Raw genomic sequence first — 21,644 nt, forward strand, 5'->3', positions numbered from 1 at the left:
GCGTCACTGACACGCATTTACATTCGGGCGACGCAGGCATATTTCGCCATGATCGACGCGCATCATAGCTGAGCAGGCCCTTAACAGTGAACGCAACGCTGCATACGCCGCTTCTCGACAAGGTCCGCATTCCAGCCGACCTGAAGAAGCTTGACGAAAGCGAGCTGCCGCAGCTGGCCTCGGAGCTGCGCGCCGAGCTGATCGATGCCGTCTCGCATACGGGCGGGCATCTCGGCGCCGGCCTCGGTGTCGTCGAACTGACGGTGGCGCTTCACTATGTCTTCAACACGCCGGAAGACCGCGTGATCTGGGATGTCGGCCACCAGGCCTATCCGCACAAGATCCTGACCGGCCGCCGCGACCGCATCCGCACGCTCAGGCAAGAAGGCGGCCTATCCGGCTTCACCCGTCGCGCCGAGAGCGAATACGACCCGTTCGGCGCCGCGCACTCCTCGACCTCCATTTCCGCCGGCCTCGGCATGGCCATGGCGCGCGACCTCTCCGGCGGCCACAACAATGTCATTGCCGTCATCGGCGACGGCGCCATGTCTGCCGGCATGGCCTATGAAGCCATGAACAATGCCGGCGCGCTTGATGCTCGCCTGATCGTCATCCTGAACGACAACGACATGTCGATCGCGCCGCCGACCGGCGCCATGAGCGCCTATCTGGCCCGGCTCGCGTCGGGCAAGACCTATCTTGGGCTGCGCGATTTCGGCAAGAAGCTGACCTCCTATCTCGGCAAACGCGCCGATCGCGCCATCAAGCGGGCGGTCGAGCATGCGCGCGGCTACGTCACCGGCGGCACGCTGTTCGAGGAGCTCGGCTTCTACCACATCGGCCCCATCGACGGCCACAATCTCGAGCATCTGATCCCGGTGCTGAAGAACGTCCGCGACCATGCCGACGGCCCGGTGCTGATCCATGTCGTGACCCAGAAGGGCAAGGGCTACGCGCCGGCTGAGGCCGCGGCCGACAAATATCATGGCGTGAACAAGTTCGACGTCATCACCGGCGCGCAGACCAAGGCCCCGGCCAATGCGCCGGCCTACACCAAGGTGTTTGCCGAAAGCCTGGTCCAGGAAGCCCGCCTGGACGAACGTATCGTCGCCGTCACCGCCGCCATGCCGAACGGCACCGGCCTCGATTTGTTCGGCGAAGCCTTCCCGACCCGGACCTTCGATGTGGGCATTGCCGAGCAACATGCCGTGACCTTCGCCGCCGGCCTCGCCAGCGAGGGCTACAAGCCCTTCGCCGCCATCTATTCGACCTTCCTGCAGCGCGCCTACGATCAGGTCGTCCACGACGTGGCGATCCAGAAACTGCCCGTGCGTTTCCCGATCGACCGCGCCGGTTTCGTCGGCGCTGACGGCGCCACCCATTGCGGCGCCTTCGACACCACCTTCCTGGCGACGCTGCCGGGCTTCGTGGTGATGGCGGCTGCCGACGAGGCGGAGCTTCGCCACATGGTGCGCACCGCCGCCTATTATGACGAAGGCCCGATCGCCTTCCGCTATCCGCGCGGCAACGGCGTAGGCGTCGATATGCCGGAGCGCGGCTCGGTGCTCGAAATCGGCAAGGGCCGCATCGTCAGGGAAGGCACCAAGGTGGCGCTTCTGTCCTTCGGCACAAGACTGCAGGATTGCCTGCTGGCGGCCGAGGAACTCGGCGCGGCCGGATTGTCGACAACGGTTGCGGATGCCCGTTTCGCCAAGCCGCTCGACGAGGATTTGATCCGCCGTCTCGCCCGCTCGCACGAAGTGCTGGTGACGGTGGAAGAGGGCGCTGTCGGCGGTTTCGCCAGCCACGTGCTGCAGTTCCTCGCCCATGAAGGCTTGCTGGAAAGCGGTCTGAAAGTTCGGCCGCTGGTGCTGCCGGACGAGTTCACCGACCACGCCAAGCCGGAAAAAATGTATGCCGATGCCGGGCTCGACGCGGCCGGCATCGTGCGCACCGTGTTCGTCGCGCTCGGCCATTCCGCGCGCGCGCAACGGGCCTGAATCAAAACCTCACGCCTCTGAAGCGGTTGTCGGCTGCAACCCTATGTTAACGCTTCCTTTTGGCGTTTTGCTTACCGTGTCTTTTGGCCGTTTTTCAACGCCCCCCTGCTAGAACGAGAGCCAGGCAGGGAGTTAAAAACAATGCGAACGCTTCTGTGCGGCGCGGCCCTTTTGGCCGTCATCGCCGCGCCGGCCATGGCCGAGACGCGCTATGACCGCAAGCTCGAACAGGCGGTGGCAGGCATCGTCGCCCGCAAGATGGGCGATATCAGGGGCGCTTTTTCCTACAAGCAGGTGCCGCAGCTTGTCGTCGTGCCGGACGCACCAGTCGTTGCTGTCGAGCGCCCGCGCAAGCAGGCTTCAGATGACGGAAGCGACGGCCTGATGCCGGCCGTTGAACGGCAGGTCTCACGGACGATCTTCTAAAACCACATATCGCGCACGCAGCGCCCATCGCGCGGCAGGTCGTCATAAGTGTCCAGCCCGTCGAAATGGTCGATCGGCAGGTCGGCGACCGCCTCAGGCGGTGCCAGCCTGACATTGACGGCGATACGCGTGCGGCCGCTGTCGCTGCGGCGCAAACCGCGCCAGGCAAGCACACAGGCACATGTCGGGCAAAACAGGATTTCCAGCGACGGCGTCTCCTTGCCGGCGCGGGTGTAGGACTGCACAGGCCCCGCAAGCCGGATACGCTCGTCGACAAAGTCATAGGCCCAGAGCGTGCCATAGCGGCGGCAAAGCGTGCAATTGCAGGCCGTGATCGGGCCGGGATCGCCTTCCAGGGTCCAGTGGGCGGCGCCGCAATGGCAGGTTCCCGTCAGCATTCGTCTTCCTCCGCATTGCCTGAGCCTCTACATCTTGCCGGACTGGCTGCGATATTCAACCGGGCGGACTGGCTTGCGGCCCGGGTCTCGACGTCCTCCCATGCCAATGTCCTTGCCTTCGCGGCCGGCTTTCGCCATGAAGGCCGATGAACTCCCCTCTGCCAGCCAGCACACGCCAGCGGCTTGACGAATTGCTCGTCCAGCGCGGCCTGTTTGCGAGCCGCTCGCGCGCCCGCGACGCGGTCGAGCGCGGCACCGTGACGGTCGACGGCGTGGTCGCCCGCAAGCCCGGCCAGACGGTTCTGCCGCACTGTCTCATCGTCATCGACGATCCGGCGCAGGGTTATGTCTCACGCGCGGCGCTGAAGCTGATCGCCGGGCTCGACCATTTCAGTCTCGATCCTGCGGGTAGTGAAGCTCTCGATATCGGCGCCTCGACCGGCGGCTTCACCCAGGTGCTGCTCGAACGCGGCGCGGCCCATGTCACGGCCATCGATGTCGGCCACGGCCAGATGCATCCCGACATTGCGGGCGACCCGCGCGTGACGGTCATCGAGGGCCTCAACGCTCGCGAGCTCACGGCTGCCGATCTCGGCGGCCGCATCCCGGATTTCATCGTCTCCGACGTCAGCTTCATCTCGTTGAAACTGGCGACGCCACCGGCGTTGGCATTGGCTCGGGACGGCGCTCGTGCGGTGTTTCTGGTCAAGCCGCAATTCGAGGCCGGCCGCGAGGCAATCGGCAAGGGCGGTCTGTTGAAAGACCCTTATGACGCCGCCCGTGTGGCCGGCTTGCTGCAGGAATGGCTCGAAGGCGTCCCTGGCTGGCGTACATTGGGCCTGCACATGTCGCCGATCGAAGGCGGCGACGGCAACCGCGAATTCCTGCTTGCCGGGATCAAGGATGCCGGGATCAAGGATGCCGGGACCAAGGACCGATGAGCACGGGCTTCACCATCAAGAGACTGGGTTCGCAGGGCGACGGCGTCGCCGAGACGGAAACCGGCGAGCTGTTCATTCCCTTCACCCTGCCCGGCGAGACCGTCACCGCCGCGCGCGAGAGGGATCGCGCCATGCTGATGGCGGTATTGGAGACGTCGCCGCTGCGTATCGATCCGGCCTGCCGGCATTTCACCGAATGTGGCGGCTGCGCCGTCCAGCATCTGCAAGCCGACGCTTACCAGCAATGGAAACGCGACAAGGTCGTGCATGCCTTGAAAGGCATTGCCGGCGACATCGGCGCCCTGGTGCCGTGTGCGCCACACACACGCCGCCGCGTCGTGCTTGCCGCCAGGCGCGCCGACACAGGCATGCTGCTTGGCTTCCATCGCCATCTGTCGCCGGAAATCATCCCCATCGAGGAATGTCCGATCTCGCTGCCGGAGATCGTTGCCGCGCTCGATCGCTTGAGGTCGGTCGCCGACCTGGTTTGCGCCACCACCAAATCGTTCCGGATGGCGGTCACTGTGACGGGCTCGGGGCTTGACGTCGCTGTCTATGAGTCGGGCAAGCTGGGCGAGAACCAGCGCCGGGTCGCCTCCAACTTCATCATGGCCAATGGCTTTGCCCGGCTTTCGATCGACGACGAGATTGTCATCGAGCCGAAAAAGCCGGTGGTCATGTTCGGCACCGTCGCTGTCGCCATACCGCCTGGCGCCTTCCTGCAGGCAACGCAAGCCGCCGAACAGACGATGGCCGATCTCGTTGGCGGACATCTGAAGCGTGCCAGGAAAGTCGCGGATCTTTTCGCCGGCTGCGGCAGCTTTGCGCTTCGGCTGGCGGCCAAATCCGAAGTCCACGCGGTCGAAGGCGACGCGGCAGCCCTTTCGGCGCTCGACCGCGGATCGCGCTTCGCCACCGGCCTGAAGCGGGTAACCGGCGAACGCCGCGACCTGTTCCGGCGGCCGCTGACGTTCAAGGAGCTGAATGCTTTCGATGGCGTCGTCTTCGACCCGCCGCGCGCCGGCGCCGAGGACCAGTCGAAGCAGATCGCCCGCTCGGATGTGCCGTTCGTCGCCGCCGTCTCCTGCAATCCGGTGACGCTGGCACGAGACCTGCGCATCCTGATTGACGGCGGCTACATCTTGAAGAGCGTCACGCCCATCGACCAGTTCCTGTGGTCGCCGCATGTCGAGGCCGTGGCGCTGCTGGAGAAGCCGAAACGGCGACGTTAATCCGCCGATTTTCACAAGGCCGTGCTTGAGTTTGCCGCCCCCCGCAAGACGTAGCCGGCTGGCAAACTAGCCTTCGCGAACGCTTTCGTACCCGGCCGCTTGTGCGGCCTTGATGAACTTACGGTCGAAGGACACAAATGCTGAGCAGTGCGAGGACTTGCCCAGATGGAGCGCATCGGCGAAATCCATTCCCGTCTCGGCTAGATCGACCGCGGAAGAGACCATCGCAGCATCCTCTATCTCGACAGTGGGAAGCCCGCCGAACACCCGCAGTGCATTGACGATCGAGGCCTGATCATAACCATAGCCGCTGCGCAGCACCCACTCAGCCTCCAGGATCACCGTGACGGCGACGAAAACGGGCTGACCGTCGATCAGCCGCCGGGCTCGCGGGGACTGCTCGGGATCGTCGTTCGTCAGATACCTGACGACAACGTTGGTATCAATCGCGAGCATGGCGCCGCCGTGCTTCAGCAAGGACGGCCGCGTCCATCTCCTCCAAGGTCTTCGGTCTGCCACTGTGCGGCAGGACACCAAAGACATCTTCTGGTCGTGTCGGGGCAAAGGCAGGCGCCGGTCTCAAAAGTACACCGTCTGGTGTGTCTTCGACCTGCAGGCGCGTGCCCGCGCCCCAGTCCCTCCGTTTGCGGATCGCGCTGGGCAGGATTACCTGTCCCTTGGTAGAGACGGTCGTTATAAGCTTTTCTATTGCACCCATTGCGGTATTACCCTTGTGTAAGACAAAGGTAAGATATCCCTGTGAGGGGAACTATTCAAGCCCATTGGCGTCTCCTCGCTCAAACCCTGGTGCCGCCGACCGTCATCTGGTTCATCCTGAGATGCGGCTGGCCGACGCCGACCGGCACGCCTTGTCCGGCCTTGCCGCACATGCCGATGCCGGTGTCGAGTTTCATGTCGTTGCCGATCATCGACACACGGTGCATGGCGTCCGGTCCGTTGCCGATCAGCATGGCGCCCTTGATCGGCTGCGTCACCTTGCCGTTTTCGATCATGTAGGCCTCGGTGCAGCCGAACACGAACTTGCCTGAGGTGATGTCGACCTGGCCGCCGCCGAAGGATACGGCATAGATGCCGTTCTTGACCGAGGCGATGATCTCATCCGGCTCCATGTCGCCCGCCGTCATATAGGTGTTGGTCATGCGCGGCATCGGCTGGTGCGCATAGCCTTCGCGCCGGCCGTTTCCCGTGGCTTTCATGCCCATCAGCCGGGCGTTCTGGCGGTCCTGCATGTAGCCGACAAGCTTGCCGTCCTCGATCAGCACATTGCGGGCCGAAGGCGTGCCTTCATCGTCGACGGTCAGCGAACCTCGCCGCTCCGGCATGGTGCCGTCATCGACCACGGTAACGCCCTTGGCGGCGACCTGCTGGCCGAGCAGGCCGGCAAAGGCGGAGGTCTTCTTGCGGTTGAAGTCGCCCTCCAGCCCATGGCCGACGGCTTCGTGCAGCATCACGCCTGGCCAGCCGCTGGACAAAACGATGTCGAACGTTCCGGCCGGCGCGGGAATGGCTTCGAGATTGACCAGCGCCTGCCTGAGCGCCTCCCTGGCCGCATGCTTCCAGGCGTCCTCGACCAGGAACTCGCCGAACGCCTTGCGCCCGCCCATGCCATAGGAGCCGCTTTCCTGGCGGTCGCCGTCGCCGACGACGACGGAAACGTTGATGCGGACCAGCGGGCGGATGTCGCGCACGATCTGGCCGTCGGCGCGCACGATCTCGACATGCTGCCAGGACGCCGCGAGCGAGGCCGTCACCTGGCGCACGCGCGGGTCCTCGGCGCGCAGCCATGCGTCGATTTCCTGCAACAGCTTGGCCTTGACCTCGAAGGAGGGCGAGGGGATCGGGTTCTCCTCGCCATAGAGATGGCGGTTGGTGCGCGCGGGTGCCGCGGCAAGCGTGCCGGAATAGCCGCCCCTGACTGTCGAGACGGCGTCGGCGGCGCGCAGCAGCGACGCCTCCGAAAGATCGCTGGAATGAGCGTAGCCGCTGGCCTCGCCGGCCACGGCGCGCAGGCCAAAACCCTGGTCGGTGTTGAAATTGGCGGTCTTCAGCCTGCCATTGTCGAACATCAGCGCTTCGCTCTCGCTGTATTCGACGAACAGTTCGCCGTCGTCGGCGCCGTTCAGTGTGTCGGCGACGATCCGCTTGATGCGATCATCTGAAATGTCGAATTGGCCGGTCAGGCTGTTCATGGCAGGTCCGCTCACAGGAGGAATGGTGTTGCCACGATGTAGGCGCGAAGACGCGCCTGCACAATCCGCAATGACGATCCGCAGCAGGTAGGAGCGGGTAGCCCCGCCCCTGAACATGACATCCATCTTGAAGTTCGACCCGTCACCCGAAAAGGCCTTCACCCAGCGATATTTCTTGTTCCATTCATTGGCCTGGTCGGCCGTGAAGGGGTCGGTATAGCCCGAGGAGAACTGGATCGACTTGCACTTCTCATGGTTTTCGCAGCCATAGAAGTAGATGACATATTTCATGCCCTGAAGCCGGCCCGAGACCATCGGATCGCCCCGTCGTCCTTGTCCATCTTGGCCGAGCCATAGCCTTTCGCAAGCTCGAAAATGACGGCCGGATCGGGCGCCGTGATGATTTCGGAATCCTCGGCAAAGGCGACGGAAGCGGCGCCGGTCAGGATCAGACCGGTCGACAAAAGCAAAGAACAAGCACGCATGATGACCCCCACAGCCAAAGATCAAACCCGTGGGAATTGTGAGGAAAGACGGTTTCGCAAGCATCAAGCTCAGGGCAGGGCGGCAAAACCGTCGGCGAAGCCCTTGAGGTCGACGGGGATGCCGATGCCTTCTTCCGGCGTCTGGAAGACGATGAAGGTGGCCGACGTCCCGGTCTTCAGCGTATCGAGCAGCGGCTTTTCGAGAATGACCTCGGCATAGCAGCCGTCCTGGAAGCAGCGCACGAAATAGGCGCGGCCAATATCCTTGCCGTCGACATTGAGGCCCAGGCCATTGGGCAGCAGAACGCCGAGCGGGGCCAGCACGCGCAGGATCTCGGCCTTGTTGTCGGCGGTGCGCAGGACGACGACGGACAGTCCCATTTCCGGGCGATCCTCGGCAACGACGTTCTGCATCATCACGCATTGTTCCGAGGTGGCGCCGGCCGGCGTGTCGCAGATGATCGACCACGCGCCATGCGTTGACTTGACCGTGCCGCTGGGCTGCGCTGCATTGGCGACGCCGGTTGCGGACGAGCCGATACCGATCAGGGCGGCGAGAAAAACGACCTTCGCCCCGCTTCTCGAAAGCCAAGCGCTTTTCGAATGCCAGGCGCTCTTCGAATGCCAGGCGTTTCTCGAAAGCCAAGAGGTCATGACGGCTCCATTGCGAATCACGGCACTTTAAGCCGCGCCAAGGCCAAGTAAAGGATAGGGCGACCGCCGGTCAGCCCCGGCAGGCGCAATAATGCGCTTTTCCCTAGCAAATTCGCCCGAATTGCGACCGTCGGGCGCATTCCGGACACAAGCCCGCATAGCCTGTCTGTCGACGACCCGCGCGGGCCACGAGGCCGTCGAAACAGCGCGGCAGCACTTGCGCGCAAAAATGCCGCACGGTTTCGCCCGCTCCTTTCTTGCGGAGGGAAATAGAGTATGGTTTGAACCACCCTTGGGACTGTCCGGGATTCCCATCCCGGCATTGTTCGATATTCTTGCGTCGCGATCGCGAGGAACCGGGAGATGAAGAGGGCGATGAGAAAATTCCCAGCAAGCGCCAAATTGATGGCAACGGCAGGCGCCGCCGCCGCATTTTTCGCCGGTGCCTCCGCCCATGCGGCCCAGCCGCAGCCGTGGGAGATGACTTTTCAGCCGCCGGCGACAGACATGATGCGGCAGATCGAGTGGTTCGGGAACTACACGATGTGGTTCGTCGTCCCGATCACTGCTTTGGTTCTGGCGCTTCTCGCCTGGTGCATCTTCAGGTTCCGCGCCAGCAAAAACCCGGTTCCGTCAAAGACCAGTCACAACACGCTGATCGAGATCATCTGGACAGTCGGGCCGGTCGTCGTCCTGCTGTTCATCGCCATTCCCTCGTTCCAACTGCTGACGGCGCAGTACACGCCGCCGGAAGAGGCCAAGCTGACCGTCAAGGTAACGGGCAATCAGTGGAACTGGGACTATGAGTACCAGACCGAGAACACGCTCTCCTTCAACTCGGCCATCCTGCAGGACGCCGACCGCGCCGCGATCGGCAAGGAAGACCGCAAGGTCTATCCGCGCCTGCTGGCGGTCGACAACGAGCTGGTCGTGCCGGTCAACACCATGACGCGCGTCCTGGTTACCGCAGCCGACGTGATCCATTCCTTTGCCGTGCCGGCCTTCGGCATCAAGATGGACGCGGTTCCCGGCCGCACCAACGAGACGTGGTTCAAGGCGGAAAAGGAAGGCATCTATTACGGCCAGTGCTCGCAGCTCTGCGGCAAGGACCATGCCTTCATGCCGATCGCCGTCCGCGTCGTATCCGATGCGCAGTACAAGACCTGGCTGGCAGCAGCCAAGACCGACCTCCCCGGCGCCAACAAGGCGCTGATGGCCGAGGTCGACGGTACCAACAAGGTAGCGGCCGCCGGCAATTGATGCCGCGGGTTAGCAAGAATTAGGGAACGGAGCCGACCATGGCAGAAGCTGCAGCTCACGACGACCACGACCACAAGCCCTATCATGGCTGGGTCCGGTGGGTGTACTCCACCAACCACAAGGACATCGGCACGCTCTACCTGATCTTCGCGATCTTCGCGGGCATCGTCGGCGGCGCGCTTTCGGTCGTCATCCGCATGGAGCTGCAGGAGCCGGGCATCCAGATCTTCACCGGTCTGGCGCAGATGGTCTATGGCATGAACGGCGATGCCGCCATCGACGGCGGCAAGAGCATGTACAACGCCTTCGGCACCGCGCACGCGCTGATCATGATCTTCTTCATGGTCATGCCGGCGCTGATCGGCGGCTTCGCCAACTGGATGGTGCCGATCATGATCGGCGCGCCTGACATGGCCTTCCCGCGCATGAACAACATCTCGTTCTGGCTGCTGCCGCCGGCCTTCCTGCTGCTCATCGCTTCGGCTTTCATGCCGAGCGCGCCCGGCGCCTATGGCGTTGGCGGCGGCTGGACGCTCTATCCGCCGCTGTCGACCTCCGGCCAGCCCGGGCCGGCCATGGATCTGGCGATCCTGTCGATCCACATTGCCGGCGCGTCCTCGATCCTCGGCGCCATCAACTTCATCACCACCATTTTCAACATGCGCGCGCCGGGCATGACGCTGCACAAAATGCCGCTATTTGCCTGGTCGGTTCTGATCACCGCCTTCCTGCTGCTCTTGTCGCTTCCGGTTCTGGCCGGTGGCATCACCATGCTGCTTACCGACCGCAATTTCGGCACCACCTTCTTCGCCCCGGATGGCGGCGGCGATCCGATCCTGTTCCAGCATCTGTTCTGGTTCTTTGGTCACCCCGAAGTGTACATCCTGATCCTGCCGGGCTTCGGCATCATCAGCCACATCGTCTCGACCTTCTCGAAGAAGCCGGTGTTCGGCTATCTCGGCATGGCCTACGCCATGGTCGCGATCGGCGCCCTCGGCTTCATCGTCTGGGCGCACCACATGTACACGACCGGCCTGTCGCTCGACACGCAGCGCTATTTCGTCTTTGCCACCATGGTCATCGCCGTGCCGACAGGCGTGAAGATCTTCTCCTGGATCGCGACGATGTGGGGCGGCTCGATCTCGTTCAAGACGCCGATGCTGTGGGCGCTGGGCTTCATCTTCCTGTTCACGGTCGGCGGTGTCACCGGCGTCCAGCTCGCCAACGCCGGCCTCGACCGCTCGCTGCATGACACCTATTTCGTCATTGCCCACTTCCACTATGTGCTGTCGCTGGGTGCGGTCTTCGCCATCTTCGCCGGCTGGTACTACTGGTTCCCCAAGATGACCGGCTACATGTACTCGCCGGTGATCGCCAACACCCACTTCTGGGTCACCTTCGTCGGCGTCAATTTGATCTTCTTCCCGCAGCATTTCCTCGGCCTGGCCGGCATGCCGCGCCGCACCATCGACTATCCCGACGCGTTCGCCGGCTGGAACATGGTGTCGTCCTACGGCTCCTATATATCGGCCGTCGGCGTGGTGATCTTCCTCTATGGCGTGTTCGAGGCCTTCCAGAAGAAGCGCGTCGCCGGCGCCAATCCGTGGGGCGAGGGTGCAACGACGCTCGAATGGCAGCTGCCTTCGCCGCCGCCCTTCCACCAGTGGGAACAGCTGCCGAAGATCAAGTAAGGCAGCCCGAATACGAAACCGCCGGCCCGCCGGCGGTTTCGGCCAACGGAATGATTGGACTTATGTACGCATGGCCCTTGTCGACGACCCAATGATTGACGAAGCGGGCTTTCGCATGTCGGAAGCCACGTCGGGCGATTTCTTCGCCCTGCTGAAGCCGCGCGTCATGTCGCTGGTGGTGTTCACGGCCTTTGTCGGCATGGTCGCTGCGCCCGTGACCATCAACCCGCTGCTGGCGGTGATCGCCATCCTGGCCATTGCCATCGGCGCCGGCGCCTCGGGTGCGCTCAACATGTGGTACGACGCCGACATCGACGCGGTGATGAGCCGGACCGCCGGCCGCCCGGTACCGTCCGGCCGTATCCTGCCCGGCGAAGCCCTGAGCTTCGGCCTTGTGCTTTCGGTGCTGTCGGTGATGACGCTGGGCGTGCTGGTCAACTGGCTGTCGGCGGCGCTGCTTGCCTTCACCATCTTCTTCTACGCCGTCGTCTACACGATGTGGCTGAAGCGCTCGACGCCGCAGAACATCGTCATCGGCGGCGCCGCCGGCGCCATCCCGCCGGTCATCGGCTGGGCCGCGGTGACCGGAACGGTGAGCCTGGAAAGCCTCGTCCTGTTCCTGATCATCTTCCTGTGGACGCCGCCGCACTTCTGGGCGCTGGCGCTGTTCAAGTCCGACGACTACGCCAAGGCCGGCATCCCGATGATGCCGAACGTTGCCGGCCAGGCCTCGACCCGCCGCCAGATCTTTGCCTACGCCCTGATCCTGGCGCCGATCGGCGTGCTGCCCTGGGTGCTCGGTTTCACTACCGCCTTCTATGGCGTCGCATCAGTGGCTCTCGGCGCCGGCTTCGTCTGGTATGCCTGGAAAGTGCTGTGCATGACCGATAGCGACCGCGTCATGAAGCCGGCCAAGGCTCTGTTCGCCTATTCGCTGCTCTACCTCTTCGCCATCTTCGCCATCTATCTTGCCGACTGTGTCGTCGGTCGCGCTTTGGCCATCGGTGGAGCATGACTATGATCGACAAGAAGCTTGAACTGGTCACGCTGACCGAAAGCCAGAAGAAGGCGCGGCGCAACCGTTCGGCGGCGATCGGCGTCGCGCTGGCGATTCTGGTCGTCATCTTCTACGTCGCGACCATCGTGAAATTCGGCCATACCGGATGAGGCCGATGATGACCCGCCAGACCGTGACCGATCCCAGGAAGAAGAACACCAACCGCGTCGTCGCCGCCGTCTGCGTCGCCTTCTTCGGCGGCATGATCGGCATGGCCTACGCCGCGGTGCCGCTCTACAAGATGTTCTGCCAGGCCACCGGCTATGGCGGCACCACGCAGCGCGCCGAAAAGCAATATGCCGGCCGCATCCTCGACCGTGACATCACCGTGCGCTTCGACGCCAACACCAACGGCATTCCGTGGCAGTTCCAGCCGGTCGCCCGTTCGGTCACCATCAAGATCGGCGAGACCACGCAGGCGCATTACAGCGCCACCAACAAGCTCGACCGCGCGGTTACCGGCCGCGCCACCTTCAACGTGCAGCCGGAACTGGCGGGCCCATACTTCAACAAGGTCGAGTGTTTCTGCTTCACCGACACGACGTTGAAGCCCGGCGAGACGCTGGACATGCCGGTCGTGTTCTATGTGGATCCCGATATCGTCAACGTGCCGGAACTGAAAGACTTGAAGACGATCACCCTGTCCTACACCATGTTCCCGGTCCAAAAGAACAAGCCGGTGGCGTCATCGACGCCGAACAGCAGCAGCAAAGTTTCAGATACCGAAGCAAATCTCGGGGGTTGATATGGCAGACGCGCACGCAAAACCACAACACGACTACCATCTCGTCAACCCGAGCCCGTGGCCCTTCCTGGGGTCGATAGGAGCACTGGTGACTGCAGTCGGCGGCGTCGCCCTGATGCAGTATCTCAAGAACGGCGATTTTCCAATTTTCGGCCACAACATCGCCAATCCGTGGCTGTTCTTCATCGGCCTCGTCATCGTCCTCTACACGATGTTTGCCTGGTGGTCGGACACCATCAAGGAAGCGCATGAGGGCCACCACACGCGCGTCGTGTCGCTGCATCTGCGCTACGGCATGATCATGTTCATCGCTTCGGAAGTGATGTTCTTCGTTGCCTGGTTCTGGGCCTATTTCGATGCCAGCCTGTTTCCGAGCGAAGTGCAGAATTACGCCCGCACCGCTTTCACTGGCGGCGTCTGGCCGCCGAAGGGTCTCGAAGTCCTCGATCCCTTCCATCTGCCGCTCTACAACACCATCATCCTGCTTCTGTCGGGCACCACGGTGACATGGGCGCACCATTCGCTCATCCATGGCGACCGCAAGGGCCTGATCAACGGCCTGGTGCTGACCGTCGGCCTCGGCATGCTGTTCACCATGGTGCAGGCCTACGAGTACATGCACGCTCCGTTCGGCTTCAAGGATTCCATCTACGGCGCCACCTTCTTCATGGCGACCGGCTTCCATGGCTTCCACGTCATCATCGGCACCATCTTCCTGCTGGTCTGCCTGATCCGCGCCTGGAAAGGCGACTTCACGCCCAAGCAGCATTTCGGCTTCGAGGCGGCTGCCTGGTACTGGCACTTCGTCGACGTGGTCTGGCTGTTCCTGTTCGCATCGATCTACGTCTGGGGATCGGTCGGCGCGGTGATCGAAGGCCACTGACGGCTTTCACCGAACCGACAAATCAGAAGGGCGGTCGCGGCAACGCGGTCGCCTTTCTTCTTTTCGGCGCCCCATCAATGGCCAACGGATTCGGCTGGTCGGGCTGGCTGCTTCAATTGGTCGACTGGACCGATGGCTGCATTGGGGTTACCGACTGCGACATGGACGAAATCTGGACTATGGTGCCGGATGGAACGCTGATCGAAATCGAGCCGTAAAGCATGACTATCCATGAGTGAAGATAGGGCGATCTGGCCACCCATTGAGCCGATCTCGGCCGGCCTGCACGGACGCTGCCCGCGCTGCGGCGAAGGACGGCTGTTTTCCGGCTTCCTCACCGTCGGCAAGCGCTGCAACAATTGCGGCCTCGACTATTCCTACGCCGATGCCGGCGACGGCCCGGCGGTGTTCGTCATCCTGATCATCGGCTTCATCGTCGTGGGGCTGGCGCTGTGGGTGGAGGTGACGCTGAGCCCGCCGCTCTGGCTGCATTTCATCATCTGGATACCGCTGGCCGTGGGACTGTGCCTGACGGCGCTGAGGTTGATCAAGGGGGTGCTGCTGACGCTTCAATACGCCAACAAGGCGGCCGAAGGCCGCCTGGACCAGGGGCAATGAACGAGGCGCTGACCAAGCCCGCCGGCCGCTCGCGGCCGAAGACGGCATTGCTGCTCGGCCTCGGCCTGGTGGTGTTCGTCATCCTGCTCGGGCTTGGCACATGGCAGGTGCAGCGCCTGTACTGGAAGGAAGCCCTTCTGCAGACCATCGACCAGCGCACCCATTCAGCGCCGCAGCCGCTGGCGGACGTCGAGAAGGAATTCGCCGCCACCGGTGATGTCGACTACACGCCGGTCACCGTCAGCGGGACGTTCCTGCACTCCGGCGAGCGGCATTTCTACGCCACATGGGACGGCGACGCCGGCTTCAACGTCTATACCCCGCTGGCCCTCGACGATGGCCGCTATATCCTGATCAACCGCGGCTTCGTTCCCTATGATCTCAAGGATGCCGCCAAGCGGCCGCAAGGGCAGGTGACCGGCAAGGTCACGGTCACCGGCCTGGCGCGCAACCCGCTGCCGGGCAAGCCGTCGATGATGCTGCCCGACAATGACGTGGCCAAGAACATCTTCTACTGGAAGGATCGTGATGTCATGGCGGCGAGTGCCGGCCTGCCGGCCGGTGCCGTGCTGGTGCCGATCTTCATCGACGCCGACAAGACGCCGAACCCGGGCGGGCTGCCGGTCGGCGGCGTCACCATCATCGACCTGCCGAACTCTCATCTGCAATATGCCTTCACCTGGTATGGCCTGGCGGCGGCTCTTGCCGCGGTTCTGATCGTCAGGCTGCGCGGTCCGGCAAAGACTGAATGATCCAGAGCATCATCCCGAAAAGTGGGAACCGGTTTTCGGACAAGATCATGCTCCAACAAAGAGTTAGATCAGGTTGACCATTCAACCTGATCTCAACTGCCCTTGACAGGGCAGGGGTGCACACCTCATTTCGCGTCACGATACGATCAATCGATCTGGAATCATGCTGCAGACCGCCACAAAACCACCGCTGACGATCCGGCTCTGCCAGCCGCGCGGCTTTTGCGCCGGTGTCGACCGCGCGATCCAGATCGTCGTGCTGGCGTTGAAGAAATACGGCGCGCCGGTCTATGTCCGCCACGAGATCGTGCACAACCGCTATGTCGTCGAGGGCCTGCAAAGCCTTGGCGCGGTTTTCATCGAGGAACTCTCGGAAATCCCGGCCGAGCACCGCAAGTCGCCGGTTGTCTTCTCGGCCCACGGCGTGCCGAAATCGGTGCCGGCCGACGCCAAGGCACGCGAGCTCTTCTATCTCGACGCCACCTGCCCGCTGGTGTCCAAGGTGCACAAGCAGGCGATGCGCCATCAGCGGCTCGGCCGCCATGTGCTTCTGATCGGCCATGCCGGCCATCCCGAAGTGATCGGCACCATGGGCCAGCTGGCTGAAGGCGCCGTCACGCTGATCGAGACCGAAGCCGACGCTGCTATCTTTGCCCCCGCCGACCCGGAAGCGCTCGGCTTCGTCAGCCAGACAACGTTGTCGGTCGAAGACACTGCCGGCATATTGCGGGTGCTGCAGGAGCGCTTCCCGCAGCTGCATGCACCGGCCGCCGAATCGATCTGCTACGCCACCACCAACCGCCAGGAAGCGGTCAAGGAAACCGCCGCCGGCGCCGATCTCTATCTGATCGTCGGTGCGCCCAATTCCTCCAATTCGCGCCGTCTTGTCGAAGTGGCGGAGCGCGCCGGCGCCACCATGTCGCTTCTCGTACAGCGCGCCGCCGAAATTCCGTGGAATGACATCACGAATATCTCGACGCTCGGCCTGTCTGCCGGCGCGTCGGCGCCGGAGATCATCGTCGACGAGATCATCGATGCCTTCCGCCAGCGCTTCGAGGTGACCATCGACCTGGCGATCACCGCCACCGAAACGGAGGATTTTCCAGTCATGCGGGTTCTGCGCGATGTCGAACTGACGCGGGCCGACATGGCCTTCGTCAACGGAGCCGCGTGAGCAGCCCATGGCGGTCTACACCGACGTCAATGAGGGCGAACTCGGCGCGTTCCTGAGGGCATATCCGGTCGGCGAACTCTTGTCCTACAAGGGGATCGCCGAAGGCACCGAGAATTCGAACTTTTTGCTGCACACCTCAAGCGGCTCTTACATACTGACGCTTTACGAGAAGCGCGTCGAGAAGGCCGACCTGCCGTTCTTCCTCGGCCTGATGGGCCATCTCGCCCGCAAAGGCATTTCCTGCCCGTTGCCGGTGACCGCGCATGACGGCACCGTCATCGGCACGCTGGCCGGCCGCCCCGCGGTCATCATCACCTTCCTCGAAGGCCTGTCGCTCCGGCGGCCGACAGCGGCGCATTGCGCGGAGGTCGGCAAGGCGCTCGCCGCCCTGCATCTCGCCGGCCAGGATTTTGCGATGACGCGTGACAACGCGCTCGCCATCGAGGGCTGGCGCAAACTCTGGAATGCCTCGCGCGACCGAGCCGACGAGGTCGAGCCGGGACTGGCGGCCGAGGTCGACGCGGATTTCGCGGATTTCGAACGCCATTGGCCGCCGGGCCTGCCGGCAGGCATCATCCATGCCGATCTGTTTCCCGACAATGTCTTCTTCCTCGGCGAGAAACTGTCCGGCCTCATCGACTTCTATTTCGCCTGCCACGACCTCTACGCCTATGACGTCGCCACCTGTCTCAACGCCTGGTGTTTCGAGAAGGATTTCTCCTTCAACCTGACCAAAGGCACGGCGCTGCTGGCCGGCTATCAGAGCGTGCGGCCTTTGAGCGATGGCGAGAAAGCAGCGCTGCCGATGCTTTCGCGCGGTTCGGCGCTGCGCTTCATGCTGACCCGGCTCTATGACTGGCTGACGGTTCCCGAGGGCGGGCTGGTCATGAAGCGCGATCCGACCGAATATATCCGCCGCATGCGCTTCCACCGCGCGATCAAGTCGCCTTCGGAATACGGACTGACATGACCAAGCAGGTTGAAATCTTCACCGACGGTGCCTGCTCGGGCAATCCCGGTCCCGGCGGCTGGGGCGCCATCCTGCGCTTCAACGGCAAGACCAAGGAATTGTCGGGCGGCGAGGCCGAGACGACCAATAACCGCATGGAGCTGCTGGCCGCCATCTCGGCGCTGAATGCGCTGAAGGAGCCGTGCGCCGTCGAGCTTCACACCGACAGCAAATATGTCATGGACGGTATCTCCAAATGGATCCACGGCTGGAAGAAAAACGGCTGGAAGACCGCTGACAAGAAGCCGGTCAAGAACGGTGAACTGTGGCAGGCGCTGGATGAGGCCAATCGGCGCCACAAGGTGACCTGGAACTGGGTCAAGGGCCATGCCGGCCACACCGAGAACGAACGCGCCGACGAACTCGCAAGGGAAGGCATGGCGCCGTTCAAGAGGGGCTCAGCCAAACCTGCGGCGCCGAAAGTGGCGCTGAAGCCGGCGGCATCCGAGAAGCAGCCGGCGCCACGGGCACGGCGCTCGACCCAAAGCTATTGAGCTCAAGCTATCGGCAGGGGATCTCACTCATGCCGATCGTATACTACATCACCCATCCCCAGGTTCAGATCGATGCCAACGTTCCCGTGCCGCACTGGGGGCTATCCGAGATCGGACGAGCGACAGCATCAGCCATGCTCGATCAGCCATGGGTCGGATCGATCCGCCGTGTCGTCTCGTCGGCCGAACGCAAGGCGATCGAAACCGCCGAGATTCTTGGCAAACACCTCTGCCTCGCGGTCGAGGTGAGGGAGCGCATGCATGAGAACGATCGGTCGGCAACCGGCTTCCTGCCGCCGCCGGAGTTCGAGGCGGTCGCCGACCAGTTCTTCGCCAATCCGCACAAAAGCATTCGCGGCTGGGAACGGGCCATCGACGCCCAGCAACGCATTGTCAGCGAGGTCGAAACGGTGCTGGGTGCTGCCGATGGCGGCGACATTGCCTTCGTCGGCCATGGCGGCGTCGGAACATTGCTGCTGCTCGCGCTCAGCGGCCGCGCAATCAGCCGCGAGGCGGATCAGCCGGCCGGCGGCGGCAATTACTTCGCCTATGATGTCGGCACGCGCCGCGTCGTCCACGGATGGCGGCCGATAGACAGTCTGGCGCCGCGCTAAAGCGGATGTCAGGAGATCATCGACACCGTAGCGGCGATGAAGCCGCGCGCGACCAGCGGATAGAACCTGTCCTCAGCGGATCAGCAGGGCCGTGCCGTAGAGGCCGAGCGCGAACACCGTGTGCGAGATCACATTGAAGGCGCGGATCTGCATCGCGTTGGGGCGCTTTGAGGCAGCCCAGCCGGCGCCCATGCCGGGCGCCAGCAGGAACCAGCCGGCGCCGATGGTGACCATGCCGAGGATGAAGGCCGGCAGGAAGGTCGGCGCGTCCAGCCATGCCGTGCCCACCAGCGCCACCAGGATGAAGCCGTAGACGATGCCGGTGACATAGTGGAAAGCCCAGCCCAGCGCCTGCTCATGCGCATAAGGTGCGGCTTGGGCGATATCGTCGTGGAAAACCTTGCCTTCCCTAAGGTGCCAGACCCAGCGGCCGGGCGGCCCCCAGTTCGGCCGCGGCTGGCTGAGCGCCAGATGCAGGAACAGCGCCCAAAGATCCATCAGCACCGTGGCGCCGATGCCGATCGCAATGCTGCGCCAGATGATGTCAAACATCGTCGATNCATCGTCGATGTCCCCCAAAGCAGGCAATCCGGCTGGAAGCGCGTGGTCGTCAGGCCATGGCGCTCATGAGCCGAGGCGGCCGCCGCGGTTTAGAGCTGGCTCAGAATGTGAGCGGCACCCGATGTGTCGACTCCTGGCTTGGTCTCGACATTGAGCGCGGTAACCTTGCCGTTGTCGACGATCATCGAGAAGCGCTTCGAGCGCAATCCCATGCCGCCGCTGGAATAGTCGGAGTCGAGGCCGATCGACTTGGCGAAATCGCCATTGCCGTCGGCGAGATAGAGGATCTTGCCTTGACCGCCGGTGAAATTCGCCCAGGCGCCCATGACATGGACATCGTTGACCGACACGACGGCGATGGTGTCGACGCCGCGGGCCAGGATGGCATCGTGGTTCTCAAGATAGCCCGGCAGATGATTGTTGCTGCAGGTCGGCGTGAAGGCGCCTGGAACACCGAACAGCACGACCTTCTTGCCCGCGAAAATCTCGGCCGAGGTGATCACCTTGGCGCCGTCGGCGGTCATTTCCTTGAAGGTCGCATCGGGCAGTTTGTCGCCAACGGCAATCGTCATGATGGTCCTCGTGTGAAAAGCAGGGAAGGTTTCTTGCGATAGCGAAATCGGGCATCTCCCGCAACCGCCGACAAGGCCTGGATCAAGGGAAAGCCCGGATCGGGTTCGGTATCAGGGGAACGGCAGAACGCCCTCGACCGCGCCTTCGGCACTTGTCAGGGTGTAATACAACCCGCCATCGGTCGGTGTCGTCGACGGCCGGTCGAGGATCGGAATGGTAAATACCAGCCGGCCGTCCTTTTCGCTGCGCGCAGGCGCCCCGAACATATAGTCGCGTCCCCCGGCGACGAAGAAATCCGCCGCCTCCGGATCTCCGGGAAAAGTCGCCTCGACGATCAGCGTCTCATGGTCGCCCGGCAGCACCTTGATCCCGAAATCGGGCTTGGCAGGCGCGGGCAAGGTGGCGAGTGCAGCCTTCACCAGCGCCGCATCCTCGGCATTGTCGGGATCGGCGGCGGGATCGACGCTCAGCCGCGTCTGTACCGGAATACAGATCGTCTCGCAAATGCCAAGAAAGATGTCGGCATCGATGACGGCCGCATCCCCAGGCGACGACAAAGTGAACGTCACCGGCAGCGAGACCGGATGGTTGTAGCCGGCCCATTTGCCGTAGCCGTCGTCATGGCGCTGCGGCGGCGGGAAGGAAAACGCCGCATCGGTGATGTTGGTGCTGGCCGAAACGTCGATCTGCGGCGGCACGCCGGCGTCGCCCGGATCACGCCAATAGGTCTTCCAGCCGGGCTTGAGCGCGATGTCGAGCACGCCATGGATGCGACCGGCCTCGTCGGCCTTGCCTGATGTCACCAGCCGCACCTTACCGCCTTCGCTGTTGTACCAGTCGGAAGACGAGGCGGCGGCGGGAATAGCTGCTCCGCATCCGATGGCGGCGCCGAGCAGCAGGATTTTCAAGCTTTGCATGGCGTTGATTTGATCGTCAGTTCATGGCCGCGCAATGTTTTCATGGCGCTCTGCGTATCATATTTGCGTGACCTTCGGGCAAGGAACAGTTGGCTTCAAGCAATCGGCCGAGTGAAGTTCGCAGTCAAGATTCCGTTGTTTCAACCGTTGGGCTTTGGCCGAATCGCACGCGGCGCATCTTTTCGGCGTCCCGGAAACGCGTTACGCTCCAGTGCATGGACTTGTTGCGCCACAAAAAGACAGCCGGTGGACGCGGCTTTCTTGACGACCAGTTCCTGATTGCCATGCCCGGCATGAAGGACGATCGCTTCACGCGCTCGGTCATCTACATCTGCGCGCACAGCGATGAAGGCGCCATGGGCCTGATCATCAACCAGACGCAACAGATGCTGTTTCCCGATCTTCTGGTGCAGCTCGGCATCATGAACGAGCAGGAGGCGATCAGGCTGCCGGCGCAGGCTCGCGACTTCGTCGTGCGCAATGGCGGCCCCGTCGACCGTAGCCGCGGCTTCGTCCTGCACTCGGGCGACTACCGGGTGGAATCCTCGCTCACCGTCTCCGACGATATCTGCCTGACCGCGACGGTCGACATATTGCGCGCCATCTCGTCCGGCCGCGGCCCGCGGCGCGCGTTGATGGCGCTCGGCTATTCCGGCTGGGGCGCCGGCCAGCTGGAAACCGAGATCGCCGAGAATGGCTGGCTGACCTGTCCGGCCACGCCGGAGCTTCTGTTCGACGCCGACATCGAGCGCAAATACGACCGCATCCTGGCATCGATCGGGATTGATCTGGCGCATTTGAGCCTGGCCGCGGGGCACGCCTGAGGCCTCGCCTCGCCGACGTTCCGCCGAACCTTCGCGACTAGCCGAAGCCGCCCGCCACTTTCGTCATCCTAGGGTCTGCGCCGCGTCGCTGCGCTCCTTGCTTCGCCCCAGGATGACGAAGGCGCG

26 protein-coding genes and 1 pseudogene are annotated in these 21,644 nt (G+C 63.3%); 18 read left to right on the forward strand and 9 right to left on the reverse strand.

Annotated features, from left to right (window positions below; translation table 11 throughout):
* The first annotated feature begins 86 nt into the window (after nucleotides 1-86).
* Nucleotides 87-2,000, forward strand: coding sequence for a 1-deoxy-D-xylulose-5-phosphate synthase (gene dxs / locus X771_RS157930; RefSeq protein WP_023685414.1), 1,914 nt, complete (start codon nucleotides 87-89; stop codon nucleotides 1,998-2,000).
* A gap of 141 nt (nucleotides 2,001-2,141) precedes the next feature.
* The gene (locus X771_RS157925; protein ID WP_023668429.1) at nucleotides 2,142-2,426 is read left to right on the forward strand and encodes a hypothetical protein; all 285 of its coding nucleotides are present in this window, start codon (nucleotides 2,142-2,144) and stop codon (nucleotides 2,424-2,426) included.
* Here the strand turns inward: X771_RS157925 and X771_RS157920 are convergent.
* On the reverse strand, nucleotides 2,423-2,824 hold the full coding sequence (locus X771_RS157920; protein WP_023687142.1) for a GFA family protein: 402 nt from the start codon (nucleotides 2,822-2,824) through the stop codon (nucleotides 2,423-2,425). The genes X771_RS157925 and X771_RS157920 overlap by 4 nt on opposite strands.
* A gap of 146 nt (nucleotides 2,825-2,970) precedes the next feature.
* On the opposite strand from X771_RS157920, the gene X771_RS157915 reads away from it, so the two are divergent.
* Nucleotides 2,971-3,765, forward strand: coding sequence for a TlyA family RNA methyltransferase (locus X771_RS157915; protein ID WP_023687144.1), 795 nt, complete (start codon nucleotides 2,971-2,973; stop codon nucleotides 3,763-3,765).
* Entirely contained in the window at nucleotides 3,762-4,997 is a 1,236-nt protein-coding gene (locus tag X771_RS157910; RefSeq protein ID WP_023668426.1) for a class I SAM-dependent RNA methyltransferase, read from the forward strand. The genes X771_RS157915 and X771_RS157910 overlap by 4 nt, the downstream gene beginning before the upstream one ends.
* Nucleotides 4,998-5,063: 66 nt before the next feature.
* On the opposite strand, the gene X771_RS157905 is transcribed toward X771_RS157910, so the two are convergent.
* The 5 genes from X771_RS157905 to X771_RS157890 form a co-directional block, all read right to left on the reverse strand.
* On the reverse strand, nucleotides 5,064-5,453 hold the full coding sequence (locus X771_RS157905) for a type II toxin-antitoxin system VapC family toxin (RefSeq protein ID WP_023687145.1): 390 nt from the start codon (nucleotides 5,451-5,453) through the stop codon (nucleotides 5,064-5,066).
* Entirely contained in the window at nucleotides 5,440-5,715 is a 276-nt protein-coding gene (locus tag X771_RS1000000166435) for an AbrB/MazE/SpoVT family DNA-binding domain-containing protein (protein ID WP_081725433.1), read from the reverse strand. Before X771_RS1000000166435 ends, X771_RS157905 begins: the two co-directional genes overlap by 14 nt.
* A gap of 79 nt (nucleotides 5,716-5,794) precedes the next feature.
* Entirely contained in the window at nucleotides 5,795-7,498 is a 1,704-nt protein-coding gene (tldD, locus tag X771_RS157900; RefSeq protein ID WP_245262526.1) for a metalloprotease TldD, read from the reverse strand.
* A complete protein-coding gene (locus X771_RS1000000168710; RefSeq protein ID WP_023687147.1) occupies nucleotides 7,495-7,692 on the reverse strand; it encodes a hypothetical protein in 198 nt (65 codons plus the stop codon). The genes tldD and X771_RS1000000168710 overlap by 4 nt, the downstream gene beginning before the upstream one ends.
* Nucleotides 7,693-7,761: 69 nt before the next feature.
* The gene (locus X771_RS157890; protein WP_023668422.1) at nucleotides 7,762-8,346 is read right to left on the reverse strand and encodes an invasion associated locus B family protein; all 585 of its coding nucleotides are present in this window, start codon (nucleotides 8,344-8,346) and stop codon (nucleotides 7,762-7,764) included.
* A gap of 375 nt (nucleotides 8,347-8,721) precedes the next feature.
* Between X771_RS157890 and coxB the strand changes: the two genes are divergently transcribed.
* The 13 genes and pseudogenes from coxB to X771_RS157830 all read left to right on the forward strand — a co-directional run bounded on the left by coxB (nucleotide 8,722) and on the right by X771_RS157830 (nucleotide 18,643).
* Nucleotides 8,722-9,606: a cytochrome c oxidase subunit II gene (gene coxB / locus X771_RS157885; protein ID WP_023687148.1), complete on the forward strand. Its 885-nt coding sequence runs from the start codon at nucleotides 8,722-8,724 to the stop codon at nucleotides 9,604-9,606.
* 38 nt (nucleotides 9,607-9,644) lie between these two features.
* Nucleotides 9,645-11,297, forward strand: a complete 1,653-nt coding sequence (gene ctaD, locus X771_RS157880; protein ID WP_023687149.1) for a cytochrome c oxidase subunit I — start codon at nucleotides 9,645-9,647, stop codon at nucleotides 11,295-11,297.
* Between the two features lie 70 nt (nucleotides 11,298-11,367).
* On the forward strand, nucleotides 11,368-12,312 hold the full coding sequence (locus tag X771_RS157875; RefSeq protein ID WP_023668419.1) for a heme o synthase: 945 nt from the start codon (nucleotides 11,368-11,370) through the stop codon (nucleotides 12,310-12,312).
* Nucleotides 12,313-12,314: 2 nt separating this feature from the next.
* Complete coding sequence (locus X771_RS157870; protein WP_023698516.1) at nucleotides 12,315-12,464, forward strand: hypothetical protein; 150 nt, start codon at nucleotides 12,315-12,317, stop codon at nucleotides 12,462-12,464.
* An 8-nt stretch (nucleotides 12,465-12,472) separates the two neighbouring features.
* A complete protein-coding gene (locus X771_RS157865; RefSeq protein WP_023687150.1) occupies nucleotides 12,473-13,099 on the forward strand; it encodes a cytochrome c oxidase assembly protein in 627 nt (208 codons plus the stop codon).
* A 1-nt stretch (nucleotide 13,100) separates the two neighbouring features.
* Nucleotides 13,101-13,982, forward strand: a complete 882-nt coding sequence (locus X771_RS157860) for a cytochrome c oxidase subunit 3 (protein WP_023668416.1) — start codon at nucleotides 13,101-13,103, stop codon at nucleotides 13,980-13,982.
* 83 nt (nucleotides 13,983-14,065) lie between these two features.
* A pseudogene (locus X771_RS1000000166440) lies at nucleotides 14,066-14,200 on the forward strand (L,D-transpeptidase family protein); the annotation flags it as partial.
* Nucleotides 14,201-14,213: 13 nt separating this feature from the next.
* Nucleotides 14,214-14,600 carry a DUF983 domain-containing protein gene (locus tag X771_RS157855; protein ID WP_023685423.1) on the forward strand — a complete coding sequence of 129 codons (387 nt, stop codon included), beginning with the start codon at nucleotides 14,214-14,216 and terminating at the stop codon, nucleotides 14,598-14,600.
* Complete coding sequence (locus tag X771_RS157850; protein WP_023687151.1) at nucleotides 14,597-15,352, forward strand: SURF1 family protein; 756 nt, start codon at nucleotides 14,597-14,599, stop codon at nucleotides 15,350-15,352. Before X771_RS157855 ends, X771_RS157850 begins: the two co-directional genes overlap by 4 nt.
* Before the next feature lie 163 nt (nucleotides 15,353-15,515).
* Nucleotides 15,516-16,526: a 4-hydroxy-3-methylbut-2-enyl diphosphate reductase gene (gene ispH / locus X771_RS157845; RefSeq protein WP_023687152.1), complete on the forward strand. Its 1,011-nt coding sequence runs from the start codon at nucleotides 15,516-15,518 to the stop codon at nucleotides 16,524-16,526.
* Between the two features lie 7 nt (nucleotides 16,527-16,533).
* Nucleotides 16,534-17,496 carry a homoserine kinase gene (locus X771_RS157840; protein WP_023687153.1) on the forward strand — a complete coding sequence of 321 codons (963 nt, stop codon included), beginning with the start codon at nucleotides 16,534-16,536 and terminating at the stop codon, nucleotides 17,494-17,496.
* Nucleotides 17,493-18,029, forward strand: coding sequence for a ribonuclease HI (gene rnhA / locus X771_RS157835; RefSeq protein ID WP_023685427.1), 537 nt, complete (start codon nucleotides 17,493-17,495; stop codon nucleotides 18,027-18,029). The genes X771_RS157840 and rnhA overlap by 4 nt, the downstream gene beginning before the upstream one ends.
* A gap of 29 nt (nucleotides 18,030-18,058) precedes the next feature.
* Nucleotides 18,059-18,643, forward strand: coding sequence for a histidine phosphatase family protein (locus X771_RS157830; RefSeq protein WP_023687154.1), 585 nt, complete (start codon nucleotides 18,059-18,061; stop codon nucleotides 18,641-18,643).
* Nucleotides 18,644-18,715: 72 nt separating this feature from the next.
* On the opposite strand, the gene X771_RS157825 is transcribed toward X771_RS157830, so the two are convergent.
* From X771_RS157825 to X771_RS157815, 3 genes are all read right to left on the reverse strand, one after another.
* Entirely contained in the window at nucleotides 18,716-19,195 is a 480-nt protein-coding gene (locus tag X771_RS157825) for a DUF2938 domain-containing protein (RefSeq protein WP_023687155.1), read from the reverse strand.
* A 98-nt stretch (nucleotides 19,196-19,293) separates the two neighbouring features.
* On the reverse strand, nucleotides 19,294-19,776 hold the full coding sequence (locus X771_RS157820) for a peroxiredoxin (RefSeq protein ID WP_023668407.1): 483 nt from the start codon (nucleotides 19,774-19,776) through the stop codon (nucleotides 19,294-19,296).
* A 111-nt stretch (nucleotides 19,777-19,887) separates the two neighbouring features.
* Nucleotides 19,888-20,694 (reverse strand): protein-disulfide reductase DsbD domain-containing protein, encoded by an 807-nt coding sequence (locus X771_RS157815; RefSeq protein WP_023687156.1) that lies wholly within the window; start codon nucleotides 20,692-20,694, stop codon nucleotides 19,888-19,890.
* A 215-nt stretch (nucleotides 20,695-20,909) separates the two neighbouring features.
* Here X771_RS157815 and X771_RS157810 point away from each other — a divergent pair, with 215 nt between their 5' ends.
* The gene (locus X771_RS157810) at nucleotides 20,910-21,518 is read left to right on the forward strand and encodes a YqgE/AlgH family protein (protein ID WP_023668405.1); all 609 of its coding nucleotides are present in this window, start codon (nucleotides 20,910-20,912) and stop codon (nucleotides 21,516-21,518) included.
* Nucleotides 21,519-21,644: the final 126 nt, after the last annotated feature.

It is taken from the genome of Mesorhizobium sp. LSJC269B00, from assembly GCF_000502815.1.
Lineage (GTDB): Bacteria > Pseudomonadota > Alphaproteobacteria > Rhizobiales > Rhizobiaceae > Mesorhizobium.

What these genes read in the sequence shown, in the direction of transcription:
- X771_RS157925 (WP_023668429.1), top strand. Translation starts at nt 2,142, where the DNA reads ATGCGAACGCTTCTGTGCGGCGCGGCCCTTTTGGCCGTCATCGCCGCG.
- X771_RS157920 (WP_023687142.1), bottom strand. Translation starts at nt 2,824, where the DNA reads ATGCTGACGGGAACCTGCCATTGCGGCGCCGCCCACTGGACCCTGGAA.
- X771_RS157915 (WP_023687144.1), top strand. Translation starts at nt 2,971, where the DNA reads ATGAACTCCCCTCTGCCAGCCAGCACACGCCAGCGGCTTGACGAATTG.
- X771_RS157910 (WP_023668426.1), top strand. Translation starts at nt 3,762, where the DNA reads ATGAGCACGGGCTTCACCATCAAGAGACTGGGTTCGCAGGGCGACGGC.
- X771_RS157905 (WP_023687145.1), bottom strand. Translation starts at nt 5,453, where the DNA reads ATGCTCGCGATTGATACCAACGTTGTCGTCAGGTATCTGACGAACGAC.
- X771_RS1000000166435 (WP_081725433.1), bottom strand. Translation starts at nt 5,715, where the DNA reads ATGGGTGCAATAGAAAAGCTTATAACGACCGTCTCTACCAAGGGACAG.
- tldD (WP_245262526.1), bottom strand. Translation starts at nt 7,498, where the DNA reads ATGAAATATGTCATCTACTTCTATGGCTGCGAAAACCATGAGAAGTGC.
- X771_RS1000000168710 (WP_023687147.1), bottom strand. Translation starts at nt 7,692, where the DNA reads ATGCGTGCTTGTTCTTTGCTTTTGTCGACCGGTCTGATCCTGACCGGC.
- X771_RS157890 (WP_023668422.1), bottom strand. Translation starts at nt 8,346, where the DNA reads ATGACCTCTTGGCTTTCGAGAAACGCCTGGCATTCGAAGAGCGCCTGG.
- coxB (WP_023687148.1), top strand. Translation starts at nt 8,722, where the DNA reads ATGAGAAAATTCCCAGCAAGCGCCAAATTGATGGCAACGGCAGGCGCC.
- ctaD (WP_023687149.1), top strand. Translation starts at nt 9,645, where the DNA reads ATGGCAGAAGCTGCAGCTCACGACGACCACGACCACAAGCCCTATCAT.
- X771_RS157875 (WP_023668419.1), top strand. Translation starts at nt 11,368, where the DNA reads ATGGCCCTTGTCGACGACCCAATGATTGACGAAGCGGGCTTTCGCATG.
- X771_RS157870 (WP_023698516.1), top strand. Translation starts at nt 12,315, where the DNA reads ATGATCGACAAGAAGCTTGAACTGGTCACGCTGACCGAAAGCCAGAAG.
- X771_RS157865 (WP_023687150.1), top strand. Translation starts at nt 12,473, where the DNA reads ATGACCCGCCAGACCGTGACCGATCCCAGGAAGAAGAACACCAACCGC.
- X771_RS157860 (WP_023668416.1), top strand. Translation starts at nt 13,101, where the DNA reads ATGGCAGACGCGCACGCAAAACCACAACACGACTACCATCTCGTCAAC.
- X771_RS157855 (WP_023685423.1), top strand. Translation starts at nt 14,214, where the DNA reads ATGAGTGAAGATAGGGCGATCTGGCCACCCATTGAGCCGATCTCGGCC.
- X771_RS157850 (WP_023687151.1), top strand. Translation starts at nt 14,597, where the DNA reads ATGAACGAGGCGCTGACCAAGCCCGCCGGCCGCTCGCGGCCGAAGACG.
- ispH (WP_023687152.1), top strand. Translation starts at nt 15,516, where the DNA reads ATGCTGCAGACCGCCACAAAACCACCGCTGACGATCCGGCTCTGCCAG.
- X771_RS157840 (WP_023687153.1), top strand. Translation starts at nt 16,534, where the DNA reads ATGGCGGTCTACACCGACGTCAATGAGGGCGAACTCGGCGCGTTCCTG.
- rnhA (WP_023685427.1), top strand. Translation starts at nt 17,493, where the DNA reads ATGACCAAGCAGGTTGAAATCTTCACCGACGGTGCCTGCTCGGGCAAT.
- X771_RS157830 (WP_023687154.1), top strand. Translation starts at nt 18,059, where the DNA reads ATGCCGATCGTATACTACATCACCCATCCCCAGGTTCAGATCGATGCC.
- X771_RS157825 (WP_023687155.1), bottom strand. Translation starts at nt 19,195, where the DNA reads ATGTTTGACATCATCTGGCGCAGCATTGCGATCGGCATCGGCGCCACG.
- X771_RS157820 (WP_023668407.1), bottom strand. Translation starts at nt 19,776, where the DNA reads ATGACGATTGCCGTTGGCGACAAACTGCCCGATGCGACCTTCAAGGAA.
- X771_RS157815 (WP_023687156.1), bottom strand. Translation starts at nt 20,694, where the DNA reads ATGCAAAGCTTGAAAATCCTGCTGCTCGGCGCCGCCATCGGATGCGGA.
- X771_RS157810 (WP_023668405.1), top strand. Translation starts at nt 20,910, where the DNA reads ATGGACTTGTTGCGCCACAAAAAGACAGCCGGTGGACGCGGCTTTCTT.